This is a genomic window from Massilia sp. Se16.2.3 (assembly GCF_014171595.1).
Lineage (GTDB): Bacteria > Pseudomonadota > Gammaproteobacteria > Burkholderiales > Burkholderiaceae_D > Telluria.
The window spans coordinates 2,238,642-2,256,437 of the sequence record NZ_CP050451.1; the positions used below are offsets into that span (position 1 = coordinate 2,238,642).

Genomic DNA, 17,796 nt, shown 5'->3' on the forward strand with positions numbered 1-17,796 from the left:
CGCCGCGCCCTGCAGGGCGACGGCTTTCGAACCCGGTCGCCTTGGCGCCCGCGCCAAACCCACATGGACACTCGTTTCAGCGACATTGCGTTCTCCACATACCGTCACTGGTACCGTCAAAAAATTCTACGGTACCAATACTGTTGTCGTGTTCAAAGTAAGCAGAACCGCTCATCAAACCTGTCAGCGATTTTTACTACTTTCTGTTGGCGCTTAACAACAGCACTCGAGCGTTGGGGCTAACATCATGCGTTGCCGTTGCCGTTTATGTCAAAATTTGTCGCCAACAGCTTGACGTCGAAGCTTCCTCCAATGAGCAGTAACGAAGCATAGTTAGCTCCAACAAAAGGGTGATCACGCCCATGAACTCATCATTAGGAATGTTCTTCATTAAATAAGCTATTACCCGCTCTAAAACCTGCCAAGCGTTCGCTCATCGTCGCGGCGTTGCTCGACATTGATACGCTCATCAAGTCTCGCCAAAAAGTCTGCTGCCCATCTTCTAACATTCAAACTTTCGTGGTCCACTAATTTTGCAAGTGCATTTTGCTCGCGCTGAAGGGCCGGTACTAGAGAACCACTCCACGTTCGAGTAAACAAGTTTGATTCAATTTCGGAGCCGAGATCTCCGGTAGAGCCGAACTTTGAAAGAAGTTCTACCAAAATAGGGTTCAACCCTAGTTCCCCCTCCTTCTCCACAAGAACCTTAACCGTTTTTGCAACGAAGAACGGGGCAATATCTGGCTTATCATCGCACCACCTCAATAAGACGCGGGACGGTACTAAATCGAAAACCCTATTTCCTCCATCACTACCCCTAGCGCGCCTCGCTTCAAATATCCATAAGAAATAAAGATATGGGAGACCCGTGGCATTAGCAATGGAATTCGTCAAGATTTTCCACGTTGGCTCAATCAAGATTTCAGCGTCTTCCCAATTGACTTCTTGTAGGGCTGACTTTACAACAGATCGAAGCTCATCAATTTCGGAATTTGAAAGTTCGCTTCCCTCAACAGCTTTACAAATCTTCTCTATTAAAGCTGTGCGGAATCCTGCGTCATCAGGGCAAAGCCATTTACAGATTACGTTCCATTGGTAGAGATCTTTTCTAGGTAGCTCAATGCCCAGCGGGCAATGCAGAGATATGTCACGGAACGCATCGCGGCAAGATTGCCTTTTTTCCGCGTCACTATGGCAATACATGAACAAAATGTCGAGGGCTACCCAGGCGTTAGTAGTGCCATTCTTTAAATTAAGCAGTTCGAGAGCAAATGCAGAAACCACATCAGGAGGCAGATGTTGCAGTACCGAACCGTAAGCCAAAATCCCCAACGATTGAACCTTAATATCTTCTCGTTCAACGAGTGTTTTCAACAAGGACAAATCTTGATCTTTTATTTGACCAGTCGTTAAAACATCTGGAAATAAGCGGCTTATGAATGACGAATCTTTTCCAAGCTCATCTATTAAGTTTCGCCAATCCGCACCATTTTTCGATGATAGACCAGCCATAGCACCGTTAAACAAACGCATCGAGGGATCTGCCGACTTTTTGGTTTCCTCCCATATCTCGCGGATTAAGCCTTGCGGGTCATCAACCGCCAAAGCTAATGCTCGACCAAAAATGAAAGTTTGACGATGCGCATGTTGTTGGGTCAGCATACTGATTGCCAACTCTATCGCCGCATGGTCTTGCGAAATTTGACGCGCGAACGTAATAGCATTCTCAGCTGCGACATCTATGAACTCGCCTTCACGATCACGATGTTCGAACGGAGGCTCAATGACTAAGATCTTTAATTTATCCTCTAGAGAAGCATCCTGTCCACCTAATAGCCGCAACCATGTCTCAAGATTCGTTATGGCTTCCGGCTTGAGCTGTTCTTTATCATATTCCAAAGCAGAGTTAATTGAGTCGAGCGCCTGCGGCCAAAATGGTCCATCGCGCGAAGCCACATCCGTAATAACCTTATCGAGAAGCGGACCCTGATCAAATTGAACCAGCTCTCGAATCTTAGGCCCAACAGTATTTTTAATCGCGCGGAGATCGCAGCTCGGCAAGCTAATGATTTCGCGCATCATATTTAAGCACTTTGCAAGATAGTCGGCGATTTCGCCCCAGTTTGCTGGCTCCCACTCTTCGATTTTACTATTTATCCCCTGATACTCCGCTCCAATAGTGCGAAATCCACCATTTAGCTCGAGTCCCGCCGAAAGTGCCTCGATTACCATTAGAGTGACCGGCTTCTCGTTTGTCGCAAGAATCGAATTTAGAAAGGCAAAGCGCTTATTTGGAGGGGCTTGAGTTCCGGATAATTGAATGCGAAACAGTTGGCGGAACTGACCGGTGGCGTTATTGCTCCAGGTCTCATTCTCCGCCATCGCTAACCGTAACAGACAGTACGCTGCCGGCTCAAAAGTTTCAGCTCGTACACTGAGTTTTTCAAGTCCCCATACCAAGTTACGCCGTGTATCTCCTATGATCACAGCTAACTCATCGCCAGTGGACGCCTCAATAATGCGTCGAATCATTCCTGCTGTAGCCCCAGGGTTCACCTCAACAAGCGCGCGGAAGAGCATTGAACCCTTCCTGGAGAAGAGCACTTCCGCGCGTCCAAAAGGGCCTTGAGCACCGCATAGTTGGGCAGTTAGTTCTTTGACTTCAGGTAGCGTGTCCATACGAGCTATCTGTGCACAGAAGCTGCCTTCCATTACTTCTGGAAGGTCTTCTATAAGTTTCAACTGCCGAGCACGCTGAGACTGCTTCCACCATTTCGCCGCAAGTCTTACGGCCAATGGCTTAGGTACCAACTGCGCAAATCTGCCTCGACGATCAATTAGTCCGCGCTCTGTGAATTCCTGCAAACATCGATAAACTAGGCCTTCATCAAGACAGACTACCTTGTCTGCAATAAACTTAAATTGGTCACTAACGTTTTCGTCAACTCCAAAGGTTTCGAAAAGAGCGCAAGCTTGTAAAATTCTTTCATGTTCCGACGAAGGGAGTGCGTTACCCCAAAGTAATTTGGTTGCAATGAGGTCGTCTGTAAGAATTCCGAGATCTGGATCGTCATTTAATCGAGCATTCGCTAACAATACTGCCATTTGCGGGAAGCCTTGAGCGAATGTGATGATCTTTCGCATCTCCACATCGTCAATCTGCTCTCTGTAAATTGGCGCAAGCATTGCCGAAATATCGTCGTCTGCAAATCTCTCTAGACGAATCATTGGCACCCCCTGAATCCGTTCAGGGGAATAATCGATGGAAACTAAGCAGATGCAGCTATCTTCTCGCTCAACTTCACACTGTAATCTAAAGTGCAGATCAACTGAACAGTTGTCTACAATGATAGTTCCCTCTGCGCCCTTTCTTATCGCGTCCCTAATCCATCCTGGGATGTTGATTGATTCTGGTGCGGCGTCGATGTAAACTATTTGATGAGCGAGGCTCTTTTCGATCTTAAGAGCAGCTTCGTAAACAAGTCGGGTTTTGCCAAGTCCAGACAGCCCAGTTACACGAAGTATTTTACGACGTTGACCGAAGTGCTTTTGAATTTCAATAATTTGGGCGCTTCGCGCGCTGTCTAGGTGGAAGGGCAGGGTATTATTGTGAGCATACCTTCCCCATTCGCCGATCGGCAAACCACCTAACGCTTTAAGCTGGGTCAGGCGCAACTTTTTTTTTAAAGCGTTTTTCAGGAAGATATAGCGGTCATCGTCCACCGAAGTCGGCTTCGCAATATCTAAATGGCCAGCCTCGAGGATCATTAACGGCTCTCGTTCTTGTGTCCGAAAACTAGCCTCCACACTTTCGCGGGATACGATTCTATCGTTGCCGCCAACAATAATTGTTATTTCAAGATCGGCTTCAATTCCTGAACTAGCCCAATTCCTGTTCAAGAGATTAAGAAAGTCGCTCTTTTTGCACAATTGACGTGTATGCCCGTTTTCCCCCCAAAATGAAAACAGCTTTCCGATTTCAGAAAGGGACGCACCTGTACTAGGGGTAGCATAAAGGATAATTTTGTTTACTTTTGTTGGGCGGCTCGCAATCTTCTCATTCATTAAGTACTGCCGGATGACAAGCCCGCCCAGACTATGACCGACTAGCGCAATTTCCTCATATTGCTCGAATCGATTATCGATTTGATTCTTTAACGCCTGAGCCAGGACCTCGATTGGCTGATAGTGGCTTTGGGTAGGAAGAAGACGGAGACCAAACTTGCCTGACGGGTACGTGAAGTGGAAGCTTTCCCAGTCAACGCTTGGGTCGCTGGCCAGAAGGTCGTCGAAACGACCCCAAGTTTCGTCAGATCCCCCTAAACCATGTACAAAAATGATTGCCTTCTCAGCCACTCTAAGCTCCGCAGTTCATGTCGAAACCAGAGCTTAACATCATTTGTTGTCGGGGCTGTCATGCAGCGATTTTCAAAAATGGCATCCCGTTATCAATGAAGGCCATCAGATAGAGCTTTTTTATGGCTAAGATACCCTACCCTCTGCGACTGCTCGATTTTTCATCAGATGATGGACAGGATCGGGCCAGGATGTGGCCCCAATTAGAGAGATGGTCAGGCCACCATCTGCGATTCGTAATCTTCAGCGGTTTGGCATTCCCCCATCGTCACGGACACCTCCGTTAGGCGCATTTTAGATTTTCAAACTGTACTGGACTGATATAGCCGATAGTGGAATGTCGCCGGCGTGGATTGTAGAACCTTTCGATATAGTCGAACACGTCAGCACGTAAATCATCCCTGGTCCGGTAGTGCTTTTTGCTCAGGCGCTCGGTCTTGAGCGTCGAGAAGAAGCTTTCCATCGCAGCGTTATCCCAGCAATTGCCACGACGGCTCATGCTGCACACGATGCCGTGCGACTCAAGTAAGCGCTGGAAGTCTTCGCTGGTGTATTGCGAGCCTTGGTCCGAGTGATGTAATACTGCGCGAGGCCGGCCACGGCGGAAGATAGCCATCAGCAGTGCATCCATTACTAGCTGAGCTGTCATCGTCGGCTGCATCGACCAGCCCACCACACGCCGCGAGTACAGGTCGAGGACGACAGCGACAAACAGCCAGCCTTCGCCAGTCCATACGTAGGTAAAGTCGGCTGCCCATTTCTGGTTCGGGCCGGTCGCTTCAAACTGCCTGTCCAGCAGGTTCGGCGCAATAGCGTGGACTGGCGAATCGAGCTGCCCTGGCGCGCGGCGACGCTTGTGACGGGCCTTGATGCCGGCTGCTTTCATCAGCCGCGCAACGCGGTTTTCGCTGCACGAAAAGCCTGCATCGATAAGGTCTCGAACTACGCGTGGTGAGCCGTAAGTGCCATCGCTGGCTTCGTCGCTGTGCTTGATTGCGTTGAAAGCCAGGCGTTTTCACGTTCATGCTCGCTCAGTGGTCGACCGAGCCAGTCGTAAAAACCGCTACTCGATACGCCGAGCAAACGGCACATCGTTCGTGTGGGCCAGATAGTTCGATATTTGGCGATGAAGCCGTACTTCACTTGAGGTCGGCTGCGAAGTAGCCGAGCGCTTTTTTAAGATGTCGCGCTCCGTCTTGACCTTCGCCAGCTCGCGCCGCATGCGCTCATACTCCTGGCTAGAAATCTTCTCGCCACCACTGACGACCTGTGCATCCACGTTGGCGTCTCTGCACCAGCGTCCCAGCAAATTGGCACCGATCCCAAGCTCTCGGGCGATAGCCGCCTTGCTCGCGCCTGGCTGGCCTACCAGCTTGACCGCCTCGCGCTTGAACTCTTCTGAAAACAACCGTCTTTCACGTGCCATGTAATACCTCCGATAGGGACATCATACCTATCGAAAGTGTCCGTCATGCTGGGGGAATGCCAGTCTTAGCCATCCAGTCCCTAGTTGCCCTCAACGTGAATCCCTTGCCGTACTTCTCTGCTGCGCTGCCGTTGGTGTGGTCTCGAATGGTATTACGCACGTCCTCAGGACACCCTGCCTCACGCAAGCGGTCTTCCATCGTGTGCCTGAACGAGTGACTCGTCATCCCCAGGATTTGAGGTGCTTGTTGACTGCTGCCGATGCCGAATCGTTCCCTCGCTCTTGGGCGTACTGCCGGAACAGTCCCTTGCCTTGGTCTTCGCCGGTAGCATCGCGGGGCAGGGCGCGCTCCTCAGGAAGCCTTGGGGGCGTCAAAAAGCCTCAGGTAGTCAAGCGTTTAATCTGAGTCAATTTAACTACCGGACCGTTTGTCGGTTCTAGTAGTTCCTGTGAAGTACACGCTCAAAAAGGTCGCGTACTTCCTTCGTGACCCGGTGGGCGGTTTCTAGGCGGCGACTCTGCTTAACGATTGGGTCGTATGCGTCTCGCAGTTCCTTAACGGTTGCAGAGAAGCCGTCCCTGTCGTCTTCAAACAGATACAAGCGGACAAGGTTTTCCTGAGACTCAAAGTTGACCTTCAATTCACTCAGGCGTATCCCACGATCCAGTTCGGTTCCTTCCTTTGACAGAACTACATCTAAAGCATGTTGCTGAAAACCGTTCATCTTTTGTAAGAAGTCAGCGAAGGCACTATTGCGCTCTTGTCGAAGCCACTTTTCATATTCAGTTCTACGAGCGAGCCATGCCCCTGCGAACCCGCCTAACATCCCGCAGAGTCCCGCTGCCAAGGAAACGATAACCGGGTCAGTGACTTGGGCATCCATACAGTAAGCTCGATTTGATCATATACGCCGTTTCAGGCAATGGGAATTGCGGTGTGGTTAGACGCTATCCTGAGTTTTCTACGCTTGCCGTTCCGAGCGACGTTGTCTCTGTTCGGCAAGCCTGTTGATCAGCTCCGTATGTTCTTCAGCCCGATCTTCGGAAGAGTGGACGTTTACAGCTAAACGTTTGTTCCCTGACACGACAGCGCTTAACTGCTCTCGGATCGCCTTTACCTCATCAGCAAGTCGATGCAAAGAATTACCTCCTATTTCGCTGAATCCCTCATATTGGGCAAAGTCGATAACAAACGAATTTACGTACTCGTTCCCTTCGGTATCTTCGAATCGTATGCGGATGTTGACGAACGGTGTGAAGGCCCCTACCCCAATTTCCCGTTCCAGATCTAAGAAGCTGAAAATAAAACTTTTTAACTCCTGATTGATCCCGAGTGACTCGATACCCAACCTGAACATCGTCAACTTATGAAACACTTTTACGACTGGCTCGTTTTGGGCTGTAACTGGCTGGTCGAGACGATCAAGAAACTCAAACGAAATTTTCTTCGCGATCCCCTTACCGGAGTTGGTAACTCTTACGTTCATAAAATTCATGCCCACATGGCTACCGCTGAGCTCAACACTGACGTTTGGCCGGATGCCTTCTAGAATGAATTCTTCAATTTGGCGTGCCTGGGCGGCGCGAAGCCTCCACGTTTCAACAGCTAAAACGATCGTCAGAACACAAATCACCACGGTTGCGACAGTAGTGATCCATCCCGACAGGGAATCAGGCGCGGCAGTCGCTGTGCCCGGCAGTAGCGCACCGATCATCACTCCAATAACTAATGCAATACAGATAGCAATCAGTGCACATACAACCAGTAGAGGCGTTTTTAAACCGTTTGAGTGATTGGCGGCCATCGATATTGGATTTCAAGAAGGGTGCCATTGCGCGGGATTGTGCAAGTGCAATACCCAATGTAGCGTGAAGCGTTTGTTTAGGTCAAGACCGCAGCACGGCCTCGAAAATCGATGTTCGGATGAGTGTCTAGCCGGGCTGTACGTTCTCTGAGGGGGCATGTCGAAAGACCCCGTAGCCCGGAGTATCAACAACGAACCGGCGATGAACTTTGAAGAAAAAGACGAGCAGATGATTGATGACTCGTGCTACTCCAAATGCCTACTCCAACATGGCAGCGTGGCTGAGCCAAATCTTCTTTATAATCAACACCTTGCATGTTGATCGAAAAACTGGCGGAGAGAGGGGGATTCGAACCCCCGGTAGGCTATGAACCTACACACGCTTTCCAGGCGTGCGACTTAAACCACTCATCCATCTCTCCTGCATGCATCGCTCTCGCGAAGCCGCCTATTATAGCAACAATTCTCGGCAGTTCAAGCACAAATCCCGCCGGCCTTCCCACATGGGTGTCCACCGCACCCGCAGGGCAGCCCACTCCACCGTGTCGAAAACATAAGCTTGTCATCTTGCTGTCATCGCGCCGACATCTTTGTTTGGTGTAATCGACGCCATCCGCTCGGCAGCAGGAGCGCGACAGGCCGGGGAAGGTAGCCGGCCGCCCAGCTTCGCCGGCTGCCCGGCGTGATGACTTCTCGGAGAATGCCCAGCATGACAAACAAGGACGTTTCAAACGCACGGCGCAATCTGCTCAAGGGCGTGGCCGGTGCCGGCGCCCTGCCTTTCGTCGGCGCCTTCATGGCGCTGAAATCGCGGCAGGCGCGGGCCGCCAATGGCGCGACCACGCTGATCGACAGTCCCTATGGGCCGCTCAAGCCCGTGGACGACCTGACCACCGGCCTGCCGCTGCTGCAGTTGCCGGCAGGCTTCACCTACAAAAGCTTCGGCTGGCGCGGCGACACCATGGCCAATGGCATGCCTTGCCCGGCAGGGCACGATGGCATGGGTGTGATCGTCGCGCGCAAGGTCGGGCGCAGCAGCGAGCTGGTGCTGGTGCGTAACCACGAGGTGGGCGCCACCGCGGCCGCGAATTTCATCGACGCACCAAGCGTGTACGACGCCGGCAACAACGCTGCCGGCTCGGTCAACCGGTTCGGCGGCGGTACCACCAACCTGCTGTTCCGCGACGGGAACTGGGTCAGCATGACGCCAAGCCTCGGCGGCACGCAGACCAACTGCGCCGGCGGCATCACGCCCTGGGGTACCTGGCTCAGCTGCGAAGAGGTGGGGTCGGATGCGATGAGCGCCACTGGCCGCAAGCATGGTTATGTGTTCGAAGTCGGTGCCGATCCGGCCCAGACCACCGGTTTGCCGATCGTCGGCATGGGCCGGTTCGCGCACGAGGCCGCCGCGGTCGATCCAGCCAGTGGCAACGTCTACCAGACCGAGGACTCGTCCGGGAAGTCGGGCTTCTATCGCTATGTGCCGGACGTGAAGCACGGTGCGCCCGGCTCGCTGGCCCTGGGCGGCGTGCTGCAGATGGCGCGGGTGAAAGGGCTGGTGAACGTCAACCTCGCCACCGCGCCAATCGACGCGCGCTACCAGCTCGAATGGGTGAACATCACCAATCCGGACCAGAACCGCGGCGATGCGCTTGGCCCCGGCGGCATCGCGGTCACCAATGCGGCCGGTCCCTTTGTCCAGGGCTGGATCCAGGGCGCGCTGCGCATGAACCGCGGCGAAGGCATCTGGTATGCCCAGGGCAAGATGTACGTGATGGACACGGCCGGTGGCGCGGTCGCGCGCGGCGCCATCTGGGAACTCGATCTCGCCACCCAGGTGCTGACCTGCATCTATTCGAGCCCGAGCCCGCTCGTGGGCAACATGGGCGACAACCTGACGGTGAGCCCGCGCAACGCCATCCTCGTCTGCGAAGACGCTTCCACCGCCGCCACCGACTCCTTCGGCTTCGGCCAGCGCCTGATGGGCATCACGGGCGGGGGCGACGCCTACATCTTCGCCAAGAACAATGTGCAGTTGAGTACCGCGCAACTGCAGGGCGCCGGCAAACTGGCCACGCTTGCGGGCGACCACCGCGCCAACGAATTCGCCGGTGCCTGCTTCGACCCGACCGGGCGCTACCTGTTCGTGAACATCCAGACGCCCGGCATCACCTTCGCGATCGCCGGACCATGGGCCAAGGGCCCGCTTTGATCCCTTACGAGAGAGAACAACGCATGAACTTCACCAAACTCGCCGCGGCGCTGGCCGCATCCCTGTTGCTGGCCGGCTCCGCCCAGGCTGCCGTCCTGCTCACCACGGGCGGCGCGTCCGCCAACGGCGTCACCGACTACAGCAGCGCCGGCAGCGTGTCCTTCGACCTCGACCTGGAAAACTTCAGCGCCACCACGCTGCGCTTCGTGCTGGAAGACAGCGACCTGGCCGGCCCTCTCGGCCTGAACGCGCTGGTGCGCAACCTGAGCGGCACCGGGCTGCACAACTTCAACCTCCAATTGAAAGGCATTGGCTTCCGCGCGGCCGGGAGCGTCACGCCTATCTTCGGCGCCGTCGGCGAGGTGCGCCATACCGGGCAGCTGGCCAGCATCGCCTTCGCCCGGCCGGAATGGGCGGAGTTCCACTTCGGCAATCCGCTGGGCCAACCCGGCAAGGCAGACTGGCTGCTCGACACCCGCGGCTTGCGCGCGGGCGATACCTTCGTCATCACGGCCGACATCCCCGAGCCCTCGTCGCTGGCGCTGATGTTGTCGGCGCTGTGCATGGCTGGCCTGATGGCCGCGCGCCGGCGCGGCTGATCCCCGGGGCACTTCCGCCCGTCGCGGGTGCGGGCGGACCTTTTAGCGGGCAATCTATGCGGGATGGTTAAGCACCGCACCGGCGCAGCGCCCCCCGTGGGTTAGCCTGACAGGCTGGTTCGCCCACGTACACCCCATGCTCGATTCCCCACTTTATCAGTCGATCTTCGCCCATTCGCCCATCGCCACGGTCATCCTCTCGCCCAGTGCCGACCCGGTCATCCTCGACGTCAACAAGGCCTTCCTGCGCCACGTCGGCCTGCCGCGCGAACAGCTGCTGAACCAGCGACTGTTCGACATCTTCCCCGAGGCGCCCGACGACCCTTCCGACACCGGCGTCGCCGCGCTGCATGCCTCGCTGGCGCGCGTGATCGAGACCGGTGCGGAGCAGTCGATGCCGACCCAGCGCTATCCGGTGCGCAGCGTCGCCGCGGACGGTAGCGAAGTGTTCGTCGAGCGTTTCTGGAACGCGGTCAACATGCCGGTCTTCGAGGACGGCGGCCAGCTGCTATGCATCCAGCACATGACGATCGAGGTGACCGAGCAAAAGCGCGCCGAGGAAGCCCCTGCTCCTGAGCCGGCGCGAAGCGCTCGATGCGGCGCGCCAGGCCGAAGCCGAGCATGCGCGCCTGCATGCCGTGCTCGAGGCGGCGCCGGTCGGCATCATGATGGCCGATGCCGACGGCACCGCGCTCGAATCGAATGCCGCGCACGATGCGCTGTGGTCGCGCCGTGCCCTGCGCAAGACGGTGCCGCTCGACTTCTCCGAGTGGAAAGGCTGGTGGGCCGATGGTTCGGCGCGCCACGGGCAGCCGCTCGCGCCCGGCGAATGGCCGCTGGCCCAGGCCCTGCGCGGCGAGTCGCGCGCGAACGCCCTGATCGAAATCGAAACCTTCGACCTGCCACACCTGCGGCGCGTGGTCGTCTGTTCGGCGGCGCCCATCCGCGACCGCCGGGGAAAGTGCTGGCCGCGGTCGTGACCCTGCTCGACCTCAGCGAACGCCTGCGCGCCGAGGAAGCCCTGCGCGACGCCGACCGCCGCAAGGACGAATTTCGGCCATGCTGGCGCACGAGCTGCGCATCCCCCCGGCGCCGATCATGGTGGCGGCGGAACTGCTCGGCACGGGTGTGCACGACGCCGAGTGGGTACAGCGCACCGGCGCCGTCATCCTGCGCCAGGTGAGGCACCTGACCGGCATGGTCGACGACCTGCTCGACGTATCGCGCGTGACCCGCGGGCTGGTGCTGATCGAGCACGAGATGATCGACTTGCGCACGATCCTGGCGCAGGCCGTCGAGCAGGTGAACCCCTTGATCGAAACGCGCCGCCACCGCCTGGAGTACACGGCGCACGACGCTCCGCTGATCGTCAGCGGCGACACCAAGCGCCTGGTGCAGGTGGTGGCCAACCTGCTCAACAACGCGGCGAAATACACGCCGCCGGGCGGCCTGCTGCGCCTGGAGATCCGGCGCGTGGGCAGCTGCGCCGAGGTGGCGGTGAGCGACAACGGCATCGGCATGAGCCGCGAGCTGATCGCGCGTGCCTTCGAACTCTTCGCCCAGGCCGAGCGCACCGCCGACCGCGCCCGGGGCGGCCTCGGTATCGGCCTGGCCGTGGTCAAGCGCCTGGTCGACCTGCATGGCGGCTCGATCGCCGCGCACAGCGGGGCCGGGGCAGGGCAGCCGCTTCACGGTCCGGCTGCCCCTGGTCGCCGGCATGGATGATGCACCGCCCGAAGACGCGCCGGCCAAGGCACCCGCCGACGGCCCGGTACTCGATGTGATGGTCGTCGACGACAACCACGACGCCGCCGAGATGCTGTCGATGATGGTCGAATCCTTCGGCTACCGGGTGCGCACCGAGTTCGACTCGAACGCGGCCTTGGGCGCGGCGCTTGCCAGCCCGGCGGACGTCTACCTGCTCGATATCGGCTTGCCCGAGCTCGATGGCTATGAACTGGCGCGGCGCCTGCGCGCGGCGCCGGAAACGGCGCATGCGACGCTGATGGCCGTCACCGGCTATGGCCGCGAACAGGACCGGCGCACGGCGCGCGAGGCTGGATTCGACTTCCATTTCGTCAAACCCGTCGCGCCTGCCGCGCTGGCGGCATTGCTGTGCGACCTTGCGCAGGCACCCCGGCAGCCAGGATCGCGGGGCTGACCAAGACTCACCCCCTGACGCGCGCATAAGGGTTTTTGCTGTTCGGACAAGCTTGCAAATGCGTAAGAAGTTACTCCAGAAATGGCGGCACTGACCGACAAACCAGTGGGGCGGTGTCCTACAAGTCCACGGGCGGCTTTTGGTGGTCAGAGGCCCTCTGGCTGACTACGATGTACCTGCCTCAGCCGAAAACGGCTGGCACCATCAACCAACTACAGGAGGTTCATCATGGCATCGAACAACCAAGGCGGTAACAAGGGTAACCAGGGCAACCAGCAGAGCGGCGATACCAGCAACCGTGGTTTCGCATCGATGGATCCGGAGCGTCAACGCGAGATCGCCAGCGAAGGCGGCCGCGCAGCGCACGCATCGGGCAATGCCCATGAATTCGACTCGGAAGAGGCACGCCGTGCAGGCTCGATGAGCCACAAGAATGACGGCAACAGCCAGAGCCAGGGCGGCGGCAACCAGCAAAGCGGCAAGGGCGGCGGCAACCAGGGCGGTAATCAGGGTGGCAACCAGAGCACCCGTGGCGGCACGCCGGAACAGCATGCCGAAGCCGGACGCCAGAGCCACAAGAACGACAAGTAAGCAACGCATGGCGGTGGATCTTGCCGTCGCCACAAGCTATTTACTTTAGTCAATGATGTAGGAGCAGTACTACATCAGTTCCACCCGCCCGTAGCCGGTTTTTGGCCTCCAGGCGGGAGCAGTACGCGGGAGGCACAAGGCCGATTCCCGTGCCACGGCGCCGCCGCACCGATCCCTCGTATCGGTGCCCGCGGCGCCGGAATTGTTTACGCTACCCGACGGCAAGGCCATCCCCTGCCGCTGCGGTCCTGCGCCGAGCACACAGCTTCCCTTGCACCGATTCATGCCCGTCGCCATGCGTTGCCCACATCGCCTGGCTTCCTCCCGGTATTTAGTGACCCGATGATGTATAGACAAACGTCGCGGTATTGATACATCCGTTGTAGCGTGCTGACACAATCTTGCTGAATTGCATTGCAGATCGCTGTCCAACCGTACGCATAAAGATTGCTGCGTACAATCGGATGTTTCGATGTGGAAATAATTTCGCCATGGACCGACATCCGCAGGCCGCCGAGCCGGCGCCTACCAATGCGCTCAAGCTGTCCGAACTGATCGGATCGCTCAGTTACGCACTCGACCTGACGGAAGGCCAGCCGGCCGGCCACTGCGTGCGCTCATGCTGGATTGGCATGCACATCGGGCGCGAGGCGGGCTTGTCCTCCCAGCAGCTCTGGGAACTGTATTACGTGTTGCTGCTCAAGGATGTTGGCTGCAGCAGCAATGCCGCGCGCATCTGCGAGCTGTACATGACCGACGACCGCCTGTTCAAGCACGACATCAAGACCGTCGGCGACAGCCTGCCGCAAATGCTGTCTTTCGTGTTCAAGCACGCGGGCATGAAAGCCGGCCTGGCCGGACGCCTGCGCACGGTCCTGGCGGCCCTGCGCGACGGTGGCAAGGCCGGTACCGAACTGATTGCCACGCGCTGCCAGCGCGGCGCCGACATCGCCCGCCTGCTGCGACTGCCCGAAGGCGTTGCCGCCGGCATCTATAGTCTCGACGAACATTTCAACGGCAAGGGCAATCCGGCGGGCCTCGCCGGCAGCGCGATTCCTGTCTTCGCCCGCATTGCCCTGCTGGCGCAAGTGGTGGACGTCTTCCACACGGCCGACGGCCGCGCTGCCGCGCTGGCCGAGGTGCGCGCGCGTGCGGGCAGCTGGTTCGACCCTGCGCTGCTGGCCGCCTTCGAACGCGTGGCCGAGGCCGACCTGTTCTGGTCGACCCTGGCCGCGCCGGGCATGGAGAAACTGGTGTTCGCGATGGAGCCTGCCGAGCACACCATGGTGCTCGACGACGACTACCTGGACGACATCGCCACCGCCTTTGGCCAGGTAGTGGACTCGAAAAGCCCTTATACGAGCGGCCACAGCAGCCGGGTCGCCCTCTACACCGACCTGATCGCCGAGGAGATGGGCATCGCACCGGAACGGCGGCGCTGGCTGCGCCGCGGCGCGATGCTGCACGACGTCGGCAAGCTCGGGGTCAGCAACAGCGTCCTGGACAAGGCCGGCGCGCTCGACCGCGAGGAATGGGCCGAGGTACGGCGCCATGCCGAGTACACCGAAGCGATCCTGTCGCGCATCGATGCCTTCGCCGAACTGGCGCGCATCGCCGGTGCCCACCATGAACGGCTCGATGGCACCGGCTACCCGCGCGGCCTGCACGCCGATGCGATCGCGCTCGAGACGCGCATCATCACCACGGCCGATATTTTCGACGCCATCACCGCCGAGCGCCCCTACCGGGGAGCGATCCCCGTGCCGCAGGCGCTGGCGATGATGGAAAAGACGGTCGGCAGCGCCCTCGATCCGCGCTGCTTCGAGGCGCTTCAACGAGCGCTCGAGCGCACGATCGATGACGCAGCCGCATGAGGCCGGCTAGCTGGCCTTGAATACCAGCGCCGCCGCGCGCCGCAGCTTCGGGTACACCACCGGCACCGTCAGCATGGTGCTGCCGATCGCCATCAGCAAGAGCGCCGTGAAGGTTTCGCTCGTGATGATGCCCTTGTCGAGCAGGATGTTCACAAAGATGATCATGATCAGGGCCTTGGTCTGCAGCAGCCAGCCGATGATGGTCGCTTCGCCGCGGCCCCAGCCGAGGATGCGGCCGGCCAGGTGGGTGCCGGCCAGCTTGCCCGCCACCGATGCGACCAGCAGCACTGCCGCCGCCACGAACACGGCCGAGCCGCCCAGCGCCCAGTTTGTGCGCAGGCCTGTGCTCAGGAAGTAGACCGGCATCATCGTCATCAACACGTGCTGGCGCAGCAGGTCGAGTTTTTTCTGGTCGAACCAGTGCGCATCCATGATGGCACCGGCAAGGAAGGCGCCGACCATGTAGTGCAAGCCGGACCAGTCGGCGGCAAAGGCGCAGGCGGCCAGCCAGACCAGGGCGGCGAACCAGCGGTCGCGCTCTTCGAGTTTGACCATCAGCGCGCGGAATCCATACGCGGCCACGCCGAACAGCAGCATGAAGCCTAGCTGGCGGCCGACGCGGGTCCAGTCGAGCAGGATCAGCGCCAGCACGCCCCAGATCGCGATATCGTCCAGGCTGGCGTAGCGCAGCACGCGCTGGCCGATCGGCTCGCGCAGGATCTCCAGTTTTTCCATCAAGAGGATCAGGATCGGCAACGCCGTCACGGCGCAGGCCATGCCCACGCCCAGCACGAACTGCCAGCTCTCTGCGTTCGCACCTTTCCATCCCGCGTAGCCCAGCATGCCGACGGCCGCGACGCAGCCGAATACCAGCGGCACGCCCAGCGAGAGCGAAGCGGTGATGCTGCTTTCGCGCCGGTGTTCCCAAGCCTTTTTCAGATCGAGCTCGATCCCGGCGATCATCACGAAGATCATTACCGCCCACCAGGCGATACCGTTCAGTGCAGCCATCACCTGCGGGTTGAACACAAAAGCGTAATAGTCGGGATAGGCGCGTCCCAGGATGCCCGGGCCGAGCAGCACGCCGGTAATGATCTGCACCACCACCAGCGGCGCCCAGTAGTCCGTATTCCCGAGCCGCCAGATCAGGTAGGGCAGCGTAAAAATCACCAGCATCGCGATCAAAAAGATCTCGGTCGTTCCCATGGCTGTGTGCATAATGTCTCTCTTGTCATTGTTATCGAAGGCCGTCGCCTTTTTCGCCCCCGGGCGACACCGGGCAGCGCATCCCGGTCAAGCATGACACAAAAAAAGTAATGGTTTGACACCGAAATTGGCCTGGTGCTATAGTCGGGTCAAACCAATGGTAACGTTTCCAAAAACGTACCGCAAGAGGCAAGGCGAGGGATCGGAGACACGATGTACAACGCACCAAGGTTCGAGACGCGGTTCACGGCAGGCGTGAGCGCAGGGATCAAATCACGTCGCAAGGCGCGCGCCGCCGCCTGGCTCACCGCCGGGTTAGCGGCCGCCGCCCTTGCGGGACCGGCCGGCGCCGCCGCCCCGGCCGCCCCCGGGGCCGAAGTCATCCACTGGTGGACTTCCGGCGGCGAATCGGCCGCCGTCAAGCAGGTGGCGCAGGCCTACCGCGCCGCCGGCGGCGTCTGGGTCGACACGGCGATCGCCGGCGGCGACCAGTCGCGCGCCGTCACCATCAACCGCATCGTCGGCGGCAACCCGCCGACCGCCGCCCAGTTCAACACCTCGAAGCAGTTCGTCGACGTGATCGAAGAGGGCATGCTGAACAACGTCGACGACATCGCGCGCGCCCAGAACTGGGACAAGCTGCTGCCCGAGCCGATCGTCAACGTCATCAAGGTCAACGGCCACTATTACGCGGTCCCGCTCAACATCCACATGCAGGCCTGGATCTGGTACTCGAAGGCGGCCTTCCAGAAAGCCGGCATCGCGAAGGAGCCGGCCACGGTCGACGAATTCTTCGCCGCCCTCGACAAGCTGAAAGCGGCCGGCATCGTGCCGCTCGCGCACGGCGGACAGTCCTGGCAGGAGACCGTGCTGTTCACCGCCATGCTGTCCAATCTTGGCGGGCGCGACCTGTACCTGAAGGTGCTGCGCGACCGCGACCCGAAGGCGCTCGCTTCGCCCGCCTTCCGCAACGTGCTGGCGGCCTATAAACGCCTGCAGTCATATGTCGATCCGCGTTCGCCGGGCCGCAACTGGAACGACGCTACCGCCATGGTCATCTCCGGCAAGGCCGGCATGCAGATCATGGGCGACTGGGCCAAGGGCGAATTCATCGCCGCGAAACAGGTGCCGGGCCAGCAATTCGGCTGCATCGCCGGCCTCGCGCCGAATTCGCCCTACCTGATGCAGGGCGACGTGTTCGTCTTCCCGAAAACCGATAATGCCGACGCCGTACGCGCCCAGAAGCTGCTGGCGAACGTGGTGGTGGCACCGAACACCCAGCTCGCTTTCAGCAAACTGAAAGGCTCGGTGCCGGTACGGCAGGACGTCGATGCCGCCCAGCTGGACGTCTGCGCGCAGAAGGGCCTGGCGATCCTGAAGGACCGCACGCGCCACCTCGGCATCTCCGAGGTCTACCTGACGCCCGACCAGAACGGCGCCATGCAGGACGTGCTGACCGCCTTCTGGAACACCAGCATGACGGTCGACAAGGCGCAGAAGAACATCGCCGCGGCGCTGCGCAACTGAGATGCTGGCGTTTCCGCTGCGCGCGAACGCGCCCCGTCG

At 58.8% G+C, this 17,796-nt stretch carries 12 protein-coding genes, 1 tRNA gene and 2 pseudogenes; 9 read left to right on the forward strand and 6 right to left on the reverse strand.

What is annotated here, in order from left to right:
• Positions 1–411 precede the first annotated feature (411 nt).
• The 5 genes and pseudogenes from G4G31_RS10310 to G4G31_RS10330 form a co-directional block, all read right to left on the reverse strand.
• A complete protein-coding gene (locus tag G4G31_RS10310; protein ID WP_182991344.1) occupies positions 412–4,356 on the reverse strand; it encodes a triacylglycerol lipase in 3,945 nt (1,314 codons plus the stop codon).
• 283 nt (positions 4,357–4,639) lie between these two features.
• Positions 4,640–5,782: pseudogene (locus tag G4G31_RS10315) on the reverse strand (IS3 family transposase).
• Positions 5,783–6,219: 437 nt separating this feature from the next.
• Positions 6,220–6,666, reverse strand: coding sequence for a hypothetical protein (locus tag G4G31_RS10320; RefSeq protein ID WP_182991345.1), 447 nt, complete (start codon positions 6,664–6,666; stop codon positions 6,220–6,222).
• Positions 6,667–6,744: 78 nt separating this feature from the next.
• Complete coding sequence (locus tag G4G31_RS10325) at positions 6,745–7,587, reverse strand: hypothetical protein (protein WP_182991346.1); 843 nt, start codon at positions 7,585–7,587, stop codon at positions 6,745–6,747.
• A 331-nt stretch (positions 7,588–7,918) separates the two neighbouring features.
• A tRNA-Ser gene (locus G4G31_RS10330) sits at positions 7,919–8,009 on the reverse strand.
• A 287-nt stretch (positions 8,010–8,296) separates the two neighbouring features.
• Between G4G31_RS10330 and G4G31_RS10335 the strand changes: the two genes are divergently transcribed.
• From G4G31_RS10335 to G4G31_RS10365, 8 genes and pseudogenes are all read left to right on the forward strand, one after another.
• Entirely contained in the window at positions 8,297–9,799 is a 1,503-nt protein-coding gene (locus G4G31_RS10335) for a PhoX family phosphatase (RefSeq protein WP_182991347.1), read from the forward strand.
• 23 nt (positions 9,800–9,822) lie between these two features.
• Positions 9,823–10,398 carry a PEP-CTERM sorting domain-containing protein gene (locus G4G31_RS10340; protein WP_182991348.1) on the forward strand — a complete coding sequence of 192 codons (576 nt, stop codon included), beginning with the start codon at positions 9,823–9,825 and terminating at the stop codon, positions 10,396–10,398.
• Positions 10,399–10,534: 136 nt separating this feature from the next.
• A pseudogene (locus G4G31_RS29040) lies at positions 10,535–10,903 on the forward strand (PAS domain-containing protein); the annotation flags it as partial.
• Between the two features lie 133 nt (positions 10,904–11,036).
• Positions 11,037–11,378: a hypothetical protein gene (locus tag G4G31_RS10345; protein ID WP_182991928.1), complete on the forward strand. Its 342-nt coding sequence runs from the start codon at positions 11,037–11,039 to the stop codon at positions 11,376–11,378.
• Positions 11,379–11,457: 79 nt separating this feature from the next.
• Positions 11,458–12,123, forward strand: a complete 666-nt coding sequence (locus G4G31_RS10350) for a sensor histidine kinase KdpD (RefSeq protein ID WP_182991349.1) — start codon at positions 11,458–11,460, stop codon at positions 12,121–12,123.
• Positions 12,116–12,559: a response regulator gene (locus G4G31_RS10355; RefSeq protein WP_182991350.1), complete on the forward strand. Its 444-nt coding sequence runs from the start codon at positions 12,116–12,118 to the stop codon at positions 12,557–12,559. The genes G4G31_RS10350 and G4G31_RS10355 overlap by 8 nt, the downstream gene beginning before the upstream one ends.
• A 228-nt stretch (positions 12,560–12,787) precedes the next feature.
• Positions 12,788–13,150, forward strand: a complete 363-nt coding sequence (locus tag G4G31_RS10360) for a KGG domain-containing protein (RefSeq protein ID WP_182991351.1) — start codon at positions 12,788–12,790, stop codon at positions 13,148–13,150.
• A 491-nt stretch (positions 13,151–13,641) separates the two neighbouring features.
• Positions 13,642–15,024 carry an HD-GYP domain-containing protein gene (locus tag G4G31_RS10365; RefSeq protein WP_182991352.1) on the forward strand — a complete coding sequence of 461 codons (1,383 nt, stop codon included), beginning with the start codon at positions 13,642–13,644 and terminating at the stop codon, positions 15,022–15,024.
• A gap of 6 nt (positions 15,025–15,030) precedes the next feature.
• Here the strand turns inward: G4G31_RS10365 and G4G31_RS10370 are convergent, their stop codons facing one another.
• Positions 15,031–16,242 carry a cation:proton antiporter gene (locus G4G31_RS10370; RefSeq protein ID WP_182991353.1) on the reverse strand — a complete coding sequence of 404 codons (1,212 nt, stop codon included), beginning with the start codon at positions 16,240–16,242 and terminating at the stop codon, positions 15,031–15,033.
• Positions 16,243–16,443: 201 nt separating this feature from the next.
• Here G4G31_RS10370 and G4G31_RS10375 point away from each other — a divergent pair, with 201 nt between their 5' ends.
• On the forward strand, positions 16,444–17,757 hold the full coding sequence (locus G4G31_RS10375) for an ABC transporter substrate-binding protein (protein ID WP_182991354.1): 1,314 nt from the start codon (positions 16,444–16,446) through the stop codon (positions 17,755–17,757).
• Positions 17,758–17,796: the final 39 nt, after the last annotated feature.

Coding starts and splice junctions, on each gene's coding strand:
- G4G31_RS10355 (WP_182991350.1), top strand. CDS start 12,116: ATGGATGATGCACCGCCCGAAGACGCGCCGGCCAAGGCACCCGCCGAC.
- G4G31_RS10335 (WP_182991347.1), top strand. CDS start 8,297: ATGACAAACAAGGACGTTTCAAACGCACGGCGCAATCTGCTCAAGGGC.
- G4G31_RS10360 (WP_182991351.1), top strand. CDS start 12,788: ATGGCATCGAACAACCAAGGCGGTAACAAGGGTAACCAGGGCAACCAG.
- G4G31_RS10375 (WP_182991354.1), top strand. CDS start 16,444: ATGTACAACGCACCAAGGTTCGAGACGCGGTTCACGGCAGGCGTGAGC.
- G4G31_RS10370 (WP_182991353.1), bottom strand. CDS start 16,242: ATGCACACAGCCATGGGAACGACCGAGATCTTTTTGATCGCGATGCTG.
- G4G31_RS10325 (WP_182991346.1), bottom strand. CDS start 7,587: ATGGCCGCCAATCACTCAAACGGTTTAAAAACGCCTCTACTGGTTGTA.
- G4G31_RS10320 (WP_182991345.1), bottom strand. CDS start 6,666: ATGGATGCCCAAGTCACTGACCCGGTTATCGTTTCCTTGGCAGCGGGA.
- G4G31_RS10350 (WP_182991349.1), top strand. CDS start 11,458: ATGCTGGCGCACGAGCTGCGCATCCCCCCGGCGCCGATCATGGTGGCG.
- G4G31_RS10365 (WP_182991352.1), top strand. CDS start 13,642: ATGGACCGACATCCGCAGGCCGCCGAGCCGGCGCCTACCAATGCGCTC.
- G4G31_RS10340 (WP_182991348.1), top strand. CDS start 9,823: ATGAACTTCACCAAACTCGCCGCGGCGCTGGCCGCATCCCTGTTGCTG.